At 35.6% G+C, this 10,403-nt stretch carries 16 protein-coding genes; 4 read left to right on the top strand and 12 right to left on the bottom strand.

Features of this window, described 5'->3' with window-relative positions; all coding sequences use genetic code 11:
• The 7 genes from HMPREF3029_RS09500 to HMPREF3029_RS07550 all read right to left on the bottom strand — a co-directional run.
• Positions 1–982, bottom strand: a 982-nt coding sequence (locus HMPREF3029_RS09500; RefSeq protein ID WP_246830712.1) for a penicillin-binding transpeptidase domain-containing protein, incomplete at its 3' end; no start/stop codon positions are given.
• A complete protein-coding gene (gene ftsL / locus HMPREF3029_RS07575) occupies positions 972–1,346 on the bottom strand; it encodes a cell division protein FtsL (protein ID WP_070457581.1) in 375 nt (124 codons plus the stop codon). The genes ftsL and HMPREF3029_RS09500, both read right to left, overlap by 11 nt.
• A 15-nt stretch (positions 1,347–1,361) precedes the next feature.
• Complete coding sequence (gene rsmH, locus HMPREF3029_RS07570; protein ID WP_070710310.1) at positions 1,362–2,288, bottom strand: 16S rRNA (cytosine(1402)-N(4))-methyltransferase RsmH; 927 nt, start codon at positions 2,286–2,288, stop codon at positions 1,362–1,364.
• A 12-nt stretch (positions 2,289–2,300) separates the two neighbouring features.
• Positions 2,301–2,732 carry a division/cell wall cluster transcriptional repressor MraZ gene (gene mraZ, locus HMPREF3029_RS07565; protein WP_070457577.1) on the bottom strand — a complete coding sequence of 144 codons (432 nt, stop codon included), beginning with the start codon at positions 2,730–2,732 and terminating at the stop codon, positions 2,301–2,303.
• A 122-nt stretch (positions 2,733–2,854) separates the two neighbouring features.
• Complete coding sequence (bshC, locus tag HMPREF3029_RS07560; RefSeq protein WP_070710309.1) at positions 2,855–4,432, bottom strand: bacillithiol biosynthesis cysteine-adding enzyme BshC; 1,578 nt, start codon at positions 4,430–4,432, stop codon at positions 2,855–2,857.
• A gap of 110 nt (positions 4,433–4,542) precedes the next feature.
• On the bottom strand, positions 4,543–4,716 hold the full coding sequence (gene rpmF, locus HMPREF3029_RS07555; protein ID WP_070710308.1) for a 50S ribosomal protein L32: 174 nt from the start codon (positions 4,714–4,716) through the stop codon (positions 4,543–4,545).
• 2 nt (positions 4,717–4,718) lie between these two features.
• On the bottom strand, positions 4,719–5,240 hold the full coding sequence (locus HMPREF3029_RS07550; RefSeq protein ID WP_040929247.1) for a YceD family protein: 522 nt from the start codon (positions 5,238–5,240) through the stop codon (positions 4,719–4,721).
• Between the two features lie 148 nt (positions 5,241–5,388).
• On the opposite strand from HMPREF3029_RS07550, the gene HMPREF3029_RS07545 reads away from it, so the two are divergent.
• Complete coding sequence (locus tag HMPREF3029_RS07545) at positions 5,389–6,519, top strand: nucleotidyltransferase (RefSeq protein WP_070710307.1); 1,131 nt, start codon at positions 5,389–5,391, stop codon at positions 6,517–6,519.
• Here HMPREF3029_RS07545 and coaD read toward each other — a convergent pair.
• Entirely contained in the window at positions 6,500–6,997 is a 498-nt protein-coding gene (gene coaD / locus HMPREF3029_RS07540; protein ID WP_070710306.1) for a pantetheine-phosphate adenylyltransferase, read from the bottom strand. The two genes, HMPREF3029_RS07545 and coaD, sit on opposite strands and share 20 nt — an antisense overlap.
• Positions 6,990–7,562, bottom strand: coding sequence for a 16S rRNA (guanine(966)-N(2))-methyltransferase RsmD (rsmD, locus tag HMPREF3029_RS07535; RefSeq protein ID WP_083315022.1), 573 nt, complete (start codon positions 7,560–7,562; stop codon positions 6,990–6,992). The genes coaD and rsmD overlap by 8 nt, the downstream gene beginning before the upstream one ends.
• A 39-nt stretch (positions 7,563–7,601) precedes the next feature.
• Here rsmD and HMPREF3029_RS07530 point away from each other — a divergent pair, with 39 nt between their 5' ends.
• Entirely contained in the window at positions 7,602–7,970 is a 369-nt protein-coding gene (locus HMPREF3029_RS07530) for a DUF7147 family protein (protein WP_070710304.1), read from the top strand.
• Here the strand turns inward: HMPREF3029_RS07530 and HMPREF3029_RS07525 are convergent, their stop codons facing one another.
• Complete coding sequence (locus HMPREF3029_RS07525; RefSeq protein WP_040929252.1) at positions 7,971–8,210, bottom strand: DUF2129 domain-containing protein; 240 nt, start codon at positions 8,208–8,210, stop codon at positions 7,971–7,973.
• 76 nt (positions 8,211–8,286) lie between these two features.
• On the opposite strand from HMPREF3029_RS07525, the gene HMPREF3029_RS07520 reads away from it, so the two are divergent.
• A complete protein-coding gene (locus tag HMPREF3029_RS07520) occupies positions 8,287–9,186 on the top strand; it encodes a glycerophosphodiester phosphodiesterase family protein (RefSeq protein WP_070710303.1) in 900 nt (299 codons plus the stop codon).
• A 40-nt stretch (positions 9,187–9,226) separates the two neighbouring features.
• Here HMPREF3029_RS07520 and HMPREF3029_RS07515 read toward each other — a convergent pair whose 3' ends face one another.
• Positions 9,227–9,664, bottom strand: coding sequence for a YlbF/YmcA family competence regulator (locus HMPREF3029_RS07515; RefSeq protein ID WP_068128913.1), 438 nt, complete (start codon positions 9,662–9,664; stop codon positions 9,227–9,229).
• A 115-nt stretch (positions 9,665–9,779) separates the two neighbouring features.
• On the opposite strand from HMPREF3029_RS07515, the gene HMPREF3029_RS07510 reads away from it, so the two are divergent.
• Positions 9,780–10,136, top strand: coding sequence for a YugN family protein (locus HMPREF3029_RS07510; RefSeq protein ID WP_070710302.1), 357 nt, complete (start codon positions 9,780–9,782; stop codon positions 10,134–10,136).
• A 37-nt stretch (positions 10,137–10,173) separates the two neighbouring features.
• Here the strand turns inward: HMPREF3029_RS07510 and HMPREF3029_RS09160 are convergent.
• The coding region (locus HMPREF3029_RS09160; RefSeq protein WP_144265449.1) for a DUF420 domain-containing protein at positions 10,174–10,403 on the bottom strand (230 nt) is incomplete at its 5' end.

Here is a 10,403-nt window from a genome sequence, read left to right as displayed (position 1 = left end):
CTTTAAACGTACTTCCTGGCTCGAATTGATATTCATAAAGCATATTTAACCAGCTCGTCCCAAACCCTTCTCGAGTATCTGGGTTAAATGACGGACGTTGACCTGCGCCTAGGATTTCGCCTGTTTTTGCATCTGCAACAAAAGCAAATAACTCTTCAGGTTCGAAGTGCTCTTGCATGTCATCTAATGATTCTTCTAAATACAGCTGGATGTTTGAATCAATCGTAAGTTCAACGTCTAACCCATCGACCGCTTCTTCACTTTCCATCGTTCCAGGAACGATATAGTTCCAACTATCGACGTTATAATCTTTAAAGCCGTCTTTTCCAGTTAATTCTTTATTGTATTCTTTTTCAATACCTACAGCACCATTCATATCTCCGTCTTCATTTAACTCAGCCATTCCAATTAAATGTGAAGCAAACACTCCGTTAGGATACGAGCGTTTGACAACAGGAGTAAAAACAATTCCTTTTAATTCTTTCTCTTCTACTAATCTTTTTGCTTTATAATCGATATTTCTTCCTTTACTACCGAATTCAACTTGATATCTATTATTTTTAATACCATCATCGATTACCTTTAAAATTTCTTTTTCTTCCATATTCATAATTTCAGATAAGACTTTTGCTACTTCGTTTTTATCTTCGATATGATTATCAAAATCTTGTCCGACGATGACCGCGATATTATAAGCTTCCGTATCTCTTGCTAAAACATTCCCATCGCGGTCAGTAATTTTACCACGTTCAGCACGGTTAACGGTGTGACGTTCATATTTACTGCGCGCTTGATCTTTTAAATTGACGTCATCCACATTTTTAAACAACATAATCGTAATGATATTAAAAACGAGTAAAGCAAAAAACACTCCTAAACTAATATAAATCAGGAGTGTAATAATCGGTATTGAAAAAGTAAATTGATTTTTACGTCGCTGCTTTAGCGACTTAAAGATATTAGACTTAAAATTACTTTTCATACTTCCTAACAACCTTTACATTATCATTGTTTGGCTTTAGCCCAAGTTCATTTGCTTTTTGATAAATGCGTTCGTATGAAGATAAATGTGTAACTTCTGTTGTTAGTTCGTCTATCTCTTTTTCTGTAGCGTTAATTTCGTAGTTGATTTGAGATATTTCTCTCTCATATTCATGCGCTTCTAATTTTGTGTTGAGTACAAATACTACTGCTGCCGATAAAACAATCATTAAAGCGACATATAACAGAAGCTCATTTAACTTCAGACTTACGAGGTAGCGTTTTTTCTTTGGCGCTACGTTATGTACATGATTTTGTTGATTTTGTTCTTTTTGAACAGTTTGTCTTACGCGTGCTGCTTCCATCGTTTCACTTCCCTATCACTTTAACTTTTCTGCGATTCTAAGTCTAGCGCTACGTGCACGACTATTATTCTCAAGTTCTTCGTCACTCGCTAGTATCGGCTTTTTATTGACTCTTTTTAAAATTGGCTCGTATCCTTCAGGGATAATCGGCATGTTTTTAGGTAGTTCGGGTCCGCGTTCATACTCTAAATAAATTTGTTTACAAATTCTATCTTCGAGTGAGTGGAACGTAATGACCGAAACTCTACCACCTTTATCTAACAATTCGATCGCATCTTGTAAGCTATTTTCAAATACTTCAAGTTCGTTATTTACTGCGATACGTAATGCTTGAAAGACTCGGCGTGCTGGGTGGCCTTTCATGCGTTTAAACTTTTCAGGAATTTTCGACTTAATTAAGTCGCTTAACTCTGTCGTCGTTTCAATTGGCTTTTCCGCACGTCGTTTTTCGATTTCACGTGCGATTTGTTTTGAGAATTTCTCTTCACCATATCTAAATAAAATGCGTACGAGATCGTCATAGCTATATGTATTTACAATTTCATAAGCATCTAGACTTTGTGTTTGATCCATTCTCATGTCGAGTCGCGCTGTTTTCGAATGTGAAAAGCCACGTTCTACTAAATCAAGCTGAGGACTCGATACGCCTAAATCATATAAAATGCCATCGATTTTTTCGATGCCGAGTTTATTTAATTCTTCTTTTAAATATTTAAAATTTCTATGAACGAGCGTTAATCGGTCGTCATCAAATTTTTCTTTTGCGTGATTAATTGCAAGAATGTCTTGGTCAAATGAAATCACTCGACCTGTCGTCAATTGATCTAGTAAATAAGATGTATGTCCGCCACCACCAAGTGTAGCGTCTACATAGATGCCTTCAGGTTTAATGTTTAAACCATCAATTGTCTCTTTTAGTAATACTGTGTCATGTTTAAACATTTTGTCACCCTCTTATAAATCAAAATCAATCAAATCTTCTGCAATCATTTCAAAGTTATCTGCTGAATCACTGTAAAAATCGTTCCAGCTGTCTGTATCCCAAATCTCCACACGATCTGAAACACCGATGACTGTGCACGATTTACTTAAATCTGCGTAGTCTCTTAAATGTTGTGGGATGTTTACACGTCCTTGCTTATCGACGTCAACAATCGCTGCGCCAGAAAAGAATAGTCGTGTAAAACGTCTTGCATCACGTTTTGTGAGTGGTAGTTGTTTTGTCTTTTGTTCAATCGCTTTAAAATCGTCGACTGTATAACAAAATAAGCATTTATCTAATCCGCGAGTAATGACAAATTGCGCTTGTAATTCATCTCGAAATTTACTCGGGACGATCATGCGTCCTTTAGCGTCTAAATTATGATGATACTCGCCAATAAACACCCAAACTACCTCCTCCCACCTACTATATTAATAATTTACCATATTCTACCACTTTCCACCACTTTCTTCTTAAAAAAATTGCAAAAAAAGAACGGCTCAACTTTTTGAGCCGTTTTTAAGGGTTAGTCTATAATAATGATTAACTGATCCGTATAAGTTAATGGTGTAAAATCAATGAACGCATTTGAAAATACTGTTGGGTGGAACGTACGCTCTTGCAGTGCATTTTTCGGAAGTAATAACATTAGAAGTTCATCTAATTGATTGAGTTTATTTCTCACTTGTCGTTTGACATCGTATTGATATTTTCGTTGTAAATAATCGACTTCTTTTAACATACGAGATTCGTTAATATCGATGAGTGTCTCTTCATGTTTAGTTTCAGTTACTTCTCCAAGAGACTCATATTGTTGTTCAATCACGTCTTTTAGAGTTTGAATACGTTGTAACAACTTTTCATTCGTCGATTTATCTATAAGTTTATCTTTTTCTTTTTCAATATGTTCAACTAAATTCGGTGTTAACGATAAATCGTATTCGTTTAATCGTTTTTCTAATTGTGGTGGAACGTGGAGGAAAGACATACGTTTTAAGACGATCGGCATTTCTCTATCCATTACTTTAAATACTTCGTGAAGTTCTCCCCAATATTTTACTTCTGCGCCTCCACCTAAAAAGACAATTGTATTAAATAGCAACTCTTGCATTAACGGACGCGTGACGACGTTGTTACTAAATATTTCTGGTGATTCATTTAAATAGTTTAACAACTCTTCTTTCGTATATGTTTTGTCTTCAGTTTTAAAGACGTCACCGTCACGATGAAGTAGCTCTCTGTTCGATTCAGAATGAATAAATAAATGAACATTCGTGTCCGTTTGAATCGTAGGGCTGATATCGAAGTGTTGATTAAATGACTGTTGACCAGATCTAAACGCTGCGTCAATTTCCTCTGATTTTTCGATTATTCGTTGAAAAATCTCTTTTTCTAACTGTCTAACGTCTTTGCTGTGCGCATTAAATATGAGTAAGCCATGCTCACTGAACACTTTATTTGTTAGTGCTGTAAAGAGCTCTGACCAGTATGTGTGCGCATTAATTTCTCGTTCGATTGTATTTTTAATTTCGATATTTTGCTTTGAGTCCTCTGTATAATTAAATACTTCATCGAGAACGTTTAACATTTCTTTTTTATCGTATTCATAAAAGCCGATACTCATTTGTATATCGAGATTTGGTTTATATGACACTTTTTTAATACGTTTATGCAAACTATCGTAAACGTGAGTATGGTTAATTTCATCGTAATCGTGATCTTCAGACGCGACCCAAAATACAGGTACCGCGTCGTAATTCACTTTTTCCTTAATATCTTTTACGACGACTAAAATCGAAATCACTTTATGCAAAATATATGCTGGACTGCCAAACAGACCTGCTTGTTGTCCGCCGATGACGACTTTATGGCCATTTTTTAATTTTTTAATATTATTTCTTTGACTTTCTGTAAGATCACCAACAATTTCGAGCATATCTTTTTCGATTATAGACGCGAGTCTTTCTGTATGTTCATGTGGTGCTCTTTTAATTAATCGATGAAGCGATTCATCATCAAACTTATTATGATGAAAGAACTTATAATCCTCTTCGCTTATACAGTGAATGTCATCATTAAATTCATCATTAAACAGATACCTCATAATGTGTCTCCTAACAATCGTCATAGTTAAATAAAATTATATGGAATTTATCCGTATGACACAAATAAATAGTTTATAAATAAAAAAACATGGACATTTCTATGTCCATGTTAGTTGTTTACAACTTCTGCACTGTTATATGACCCACAGTTCGGGCAAACGCGGTGTCTTAATTTCATTTCTCCACACTCAGGGCACTCAACCATTCCTGGTGCACTTAACTTAATGTGTGTACGACGTTTATTTTTACGAGTTTTCGAAGTTCTTCTTTTAGGTACTGCCATTGTTAATCCTCCGTTTCGTCTGTTTTAAACAGCGTTTCTAATTTTTTTAATCTTGGGTCTACAGGCTTATCTTTTTCGTACGCTTCGATACTACCGTAGACGTTCCAATTATCAGTGTTTGATGAGTCCGGTAATTCATTACTTTCAGAATACACTTCAGGAATGCTAACATTTATTAACTCACGAATGACTGGTTCTAAGTCGAGTTCATGTAGCACCGGATGTAATGACGGATCTTCTAGCTTTTCATCCGCTTCAAGCGTCTCATCATACGTTTCAAACGAATTTACGCTTAAATCGTAAAAAACATCCTCTCCAGAACGACTATCAACCATTTTAACACGTGCTTGAATTGTTATGTCGACATAAAATTCATGACCACTGTTTTTGATTGAGCCTTCTGTGAAAATGTCACTTACATCTAGAACATCTTGACGATTCGAAACATCTTCAAGTGATAAGTGTTCTTCAAAAGTAAATGCGGTATTTTGAAACTTTCTGAGTTCCGATAATGACCACTTCATATTTACCCACCTCTTATAAGCACAACAAACATTCTACCGATTTTCAGTGAAAGTGTCAAGTTATTTTCTTAACATATCACCGAATAAAATTAAGATTTATTATCTATTTTGATATAATGATATCGAATAATAAACGGAGTGTTGCGATATGAAAGTTTTATCTTTAATTACAGAGTATAACCCGTTTCATAACGGTCATATTTACCACATCGAGTCTTCCAAACAATTAATTCAACCAGACGTGACGATTGCGATTATGTCTGGTAACTTTACTCAGCGCGGTGAACTCGCTGTGACGAATAAATTTAACCGTGCACAAGAAGCAATTAAACACGTAGATTTAGTCGTTGAGTTACCGACGCTATATGCGATCAGTTACGCGGATGACTTTGCATATGGGGGGCTAATGGCTGCTAAAATGCTTCAAACGACTGATATCGTATTTGGAAGTGAACTCGATGATATCGAGAAACTCCATAGTGCATACTTAAAAGCAAAGCGTATTACGAAAGAAGACCTCGCACCGCTCTTTAAAAAAGGATATTCGTATCCACGTGCAATGTATGACTTAACAAATGAAGATGCGTTTCAATCTCCAAACAACACGCTCGGGATGAGTTATTTAAAAGCGCGCGACGATTTAAACTTTGACGTCTCTATGCACACGATTAAACGTACGGGTAACAACTATAACGATAAAACACTCTCTCATAGTCAGTTTTCAAGTGCGACGAGTATACGCGAGTCATTATTAAATGGAGATATAGAAGACGCGATTCAATTTATGCCAGAAACTCTCGCAAAAGTGATTATGGAAGATAAGGTTGTTACAAATGAGCACATGTTTAATACGTTAAAAGTAATTATCGAGCGCAGTTCTTTAAAAGATTTAAAAAACATATACATGATGACTGAAGGGCTCGAACATCGACTTAAAAAGAATATTCGTCTATCAAATAATTACGAATCGTTTATCGACTCTATTAAAACGAAACGATATACGAGAACAAGACTTCAACGTTTACTCTTATACGTTCTTTTAAACGTTACAGAAGAAGATTTTCGTAACTATGAGGTGGATAAATTAAGAGTCCTTGCAATGAATCATACTGGTCAACAATACTTATCGACAATTCAAGATGGTAGATTTATAACAAATTTAACAAAAAAAGATGCGCCAGACTTTTACGAAACGATAAAAGCGACGCATATATATAACACGTTAACGCAAGGATGTGTGAATGATTTTAATCAACCTGTTATGATTCTAAAGTCTTAAACTTTACAACAAGAGCTTCTTCGACAACTGGTGGCACGACATCACTAATTTTACCGTGATGTTTTGCCACATCTTTTGCAATTGAACTCGAGATAAACGAATATTTGTTATTCGTCATAATAAATAACGTCTCGATATTTTCAGCGAGCTTTCTATTCATCGATGCCATCTGCATTTCATATTCAAAATCTGAAACTGCACGTAATCCACGAACGATTGCATCTGCATCGACTTTTTTACAAAAATCGATTAACAGCCCTTCATGCTTATCTACTTTCGTATTGTCGATATGTGAAATCGTTTCTTCGATAAGTTCCACACGCTCGTCTGGCGTAAACAATCCTTTTTTTGTTTGGTTGTGTGATACACACACATAAACTACGTCAAAAATTCTTGATGCACGTTCGATAATATCGATATGTCCATATGTAATTGGGTCAAATGATCCAGAACATACTGCAATTTTTTTCTTAGTCATAATTTTCCTCCGTTGTTAACACTTTATATTGAATCGTTCCAACTTCATTATGTTTCAGTTCAGTAAAACCGTTTAAGTCTATCGTTTCCTTCGCACCCGCTTCAACGATAATAATCCCGTCTTTTTTTAATATGTCGTACGTTTTGATGAGATGAAGTGCTTCATCGATCAACTTTTTATTGTACGGTGGATCTAAAAATATTAAATCCATTTGTCTATCGCGTTTACTTAGTGCTTTTAACGCTCGTCTAAAATCATTTCGGTAAATTTCAACAGGTTCGTCTAACCCTTTCGTATTGTTATGAATGATACGAATGGCGTCTTTTGCACCGTCAACAAAAATACAGCGTTCTCCGCCTCGAGATAACGCCTCGATTCCAAGCGCACCAGATCCTGCAAATAAATCGAGCACATCCCCACTGATTCTTTCACCGATTGCGCTAAACATGCTTTCTCTTACTTTTTCACTCGTCGGACGCGTGTCTTTATGTTCGAGCGTCTCGATACGTCTTTTTTTATATTTACCAGTAATTACTCTCACGTATACACCTCGTTTTCTATTTATACTATAATTAAAGAAACAATTATGAGAGGTTGAAATTTCATGCAAAAATTTATCATCTTAGGACATGGCTACAGCGAGATTTTCGAGTTGAAAGCGTTACTCGAATACAATCACAAACGTGTAAATAAAGCGATCTTCTTTCACCATGAAGATGCGCCGTCATCGTTTAGTTTAATCATGAACCCTGTCGAAAAAGACTTCCAAGCTCTTTATACAATCCTTCGAGGGCTAAGAAACGGCCCGGAAGGTAAAATGTACGAAATGATTCGCGAATTATGTGAATTATACGATATACAAGTCGTCGAGATGACAGCACGTGATCCGAAGGATTTTCATGAAGAGGAATTGTTCTTCCAATATATGATCGGTGTGTTACGACTCAACCATCTCATTCCACCGTTAAAATAATTAAACTGTTCCTTTTGGATAGGATAGTTTAATATTTTTATATTCACTGACGAGTACTTCTGTCACATATTTTAAGTTAGATAAGCGTTTTAAAGTGTCATCTAGTTCGCTCTCATCGATATATATAAGCATATATTGCTTATTTGTATTGACGTAAACGACATGACCATGACGCTTTAACTGTCTAATAAATTTATTATGCTTAAAATAAATATATATTCCAATGCGGTCCTTTAGCATATATATCACCCTTCTTCGTTAAACACATGATAACACATTTAACTTTTAGTATACTAGACACATTAGGAGGACAATTATGAAATTACGTACAAAACTACTTCTACTTACTGCTGGCCTTTCTAGTGCTTATATTTATAGTAAAATCCAAGCAGAACGAAGAGTAAACGAAATGAAACCTGTCTTTAAAAGACCCGGACCATACATATTCGCTCATCGTGGAGGTAAAGGAAATTATCCAGAGCATACGAGACTCGCGTTTAATAATGCAGTAAATCAAAACGTCGACGGTTTTGAAATCGACGTACGACTTACAAAAGACAATGAGATCGTCGTACTTCACGACTTATATGTAGATAGAGTTACTGAGTATAGCGGAAAAGTTTCAGACTATACGCTCGACGAATTACGAAAATTAGATTTTGGATACAACTTTAAAGATGTGAGAGGAAACTACGCATATCGTGGGCATCCTGATGCCGGTATCGTTACTTTGCGAGAGTTATTTAGAGAATATCCGAATCAAATTATTAACATCGACATGAAAGATTCGATCGATACAGAAGCAGGTCAAAAAATTGCACCTCTACTATTCGAGCTTATACTAGATGAGAAAGCAACTGACCGCGTCATTGTGACAAGTTTTGAAGATGAACAAATTCGCCGCTTCACGAGTTTTAGTGGAGATTTAATTGCGTTAGGTGCTGGCACTGAGGAAGTGACAAAAGCATACACGCTTTACCATAGTGGGCTTGGTCACCTATACCAACCGTCAAGAGACACATTCCAAATCCCGATTAATTTATCGTCTGTTAAGCTCGATAACGCTGGATTCATTCGTTACTTAGATGATTTAAACGTTAAAGTCGGATATTGGGTCATCAACGATACAAATGAGATGACACGCTTACTAAACTTAGGTGCACATACGATCGTTACAGATTATCCAGACAAAGCAAATCTACTCATTAATTATTAATAACAAAAAACGGATTCGTAAAATACGAATCCGTTTTTATTTAACTCGCACAACTACATCCGCCACCCGTCATACAGTTTGACTCTCCACTTGCAAAAAATGGATTCGTACTAACGACATTGGCATGATCACTGACAGACTTACCGATTATATATAAAATCTCGTCGAGTAAACTTTGTAGTACATACTCTGCCCGTCTAAATTCTATGACGTTTTCATCCATATCTACTTTCTTTTTAAATAAACGAATCTCTTTACGTTTTTCTTTATAGTCTGGATGATATCTCCCAAAACGTTCAACTTCTTCAAAGTCTTCTTTTAATCTATTGAATTGTTTGATGAGCATTTGTGTATCATTATCTTGTTCTAATTTATGTTTGTAATATATATATGATTTAAATTCCTCAGAAGATTTTACCATATCGTTAATGTGATCGAGATGATCTAAAATTTCGATTGTTTGATTTGTAGAAAACATACGCATCCTCCTACTGAGAATATGATACCATACTATTGTAGTACATAAAATTGTATTTGTGTTTCTCGCTCTTTTCGATTAAAATAAAGATATTGGAATAGGGAGGTCTACTCGGATGGTATTTGAAAATTCTGGTCTTGAAAAATTAGTAATTGAACAAAACTTATTACAAGAGGTCATGAACGAACATGGCTGTGTTTTAGGTGGAAGTTGGGATTACGAACGTATGACGTTCGACTTCCAGTACAAAGTTCCTGAAGGTGTGTTTTACCTACGTTTCCCTGCATATGCAGTAAGTGGTGACATCGGTGCGAACGACGCTGTACTTCAACTTATGGATCCTTACATTGGTAAGTGGTATTTCCCAACAGGTATTGAATACGGAAAAGATGAACATTTCCCAGAAAGAATTGTTGAACATGCAATTCAAAAAATTAGAGCATTACACAGCGACTTAGCTGTTCACGCTTAATAAAAAATCCCGTTACTTTAAAAGTAACGGGATTTTTTTAATGGAATATCGCATCGAGTAATCCAGAAGTTTCTCCACCTGGATATAACACATATAATAAAATATATACAGTAACTCCAGTAATTGCTGTTAAGAACCAAATCACTGCTGCAAAAATTCCAACCTTTCTATGCTTCGATAAAATTCTCTTCTTACCTGTAAACACTTGGAATCCTCCAAGAACACCACCTGTAGTAGATAAGATAATATGAGAAATTAAAAATACAA

Origin of the sequence: Nosocomiicoccus sp. HMSC059G07, assembly GCF_001815515.1 — a bacterium.
Taxonomy (GTDB): Bacteria; Bacillota; Bacilli; order Staphylococcales; family Salinicoccaceae; genus Nosocomiicoccus; species Nosocomiicoccus ampullae_A.
This window is presented reverse-complemented; position numbering and strand designations above follow the sequence as displayed.

What these genes read in the sequence shown, in the direction of transcription:
- HMPREF3029_RS07515 (WP_068128913.1), bottom strand. Translation starts at nt 9,664, where the DNA reads ATGTTTTCTACAAATCAAACAATCGAAATTTTAGATCATCTCGATCAC.
- rsmH (WP_070710310.1), bottom strand. Translation starts at nt 2,288, where the DNA reads ATGTTTAAACATGACACAGTATTACTAAAAGAGACAATTGATGGTTTA.
- bshC (WP_070710309.1), bottom strand. Translation starts at nt 4,432, where the DNA reads ATGAGGTATCTGTTTAATGATGAATTTAATGATGACATTCACTGTATA.
- HMPREF3029_RS07520 (WP_070710303.1), top strand. Translation starts at nt 8,287, where the DNA reads ATGAAATTACGTACAAAACTACTTCTACTTACTGCTGGCCTTTCTAGT.
- coaD (WP_070710306.1), bottom strand. Translation starts at nt 6,997, where the DNA reads ATGACTAAGAAAAAAATTGCAGTATGTTCTGGATCATTTGACCCAATT.
- HMPREF3029_RS07525 (WP_040929252.1), bottom strand. Translation starts at nt 8,210, where the DNA reads ATGCTAAAGGACCGCATTGGAATATATATTTATTTTAAGCATAATAAA.
- HMPREF3029_RS07530 (WP_070710304.1), top strand. Translation starts at nt 7,602, where the DNA reads ATGCAAAAATTTATCATCTTAGGACATGGCTACAGCGAGATTTTCGAG.
- HMPREF3029_RS07545 (WP_070710307.1), top strand. Translation starts at nt 5,389, where the DNA reads ATGAAAGTTTTATCTTTAATTACAGAGTATAACCCGTTTCATAACGGT.
- HMPREF3029_RS07550 (WP_040929247.1), bottom strand. Translation starts at nt 5,240, where the DNA reads ATGAAGTGGTCATTATCGGAACTCAGAAAGTTTCAAAATACCGCATTT.
- rpmF (WP_070710308.1), bottom strand. Translation starts at nt 4,716, where the DNA reads ATGGCAGTACCTAAAAGAAGAACTTCGAAAACTCGTAAAAATAAACGT.
- HMPREF3029_RS07510 (WP_070710302.1), top strand. Translation starts at nt 9,780, where the DNA reads ATGGTATTTGAAAATTCTGGTCTTGAAAAATTAGTAATTGAACAAAAC.
- ftsL (WP_070457581.1), bottom strand. Translation starts at nt 1,346, where the DNA reads ATGGAAGCAGCACGCGTAAGACAAACTGTTCAAAAAGAACAAAATCAA.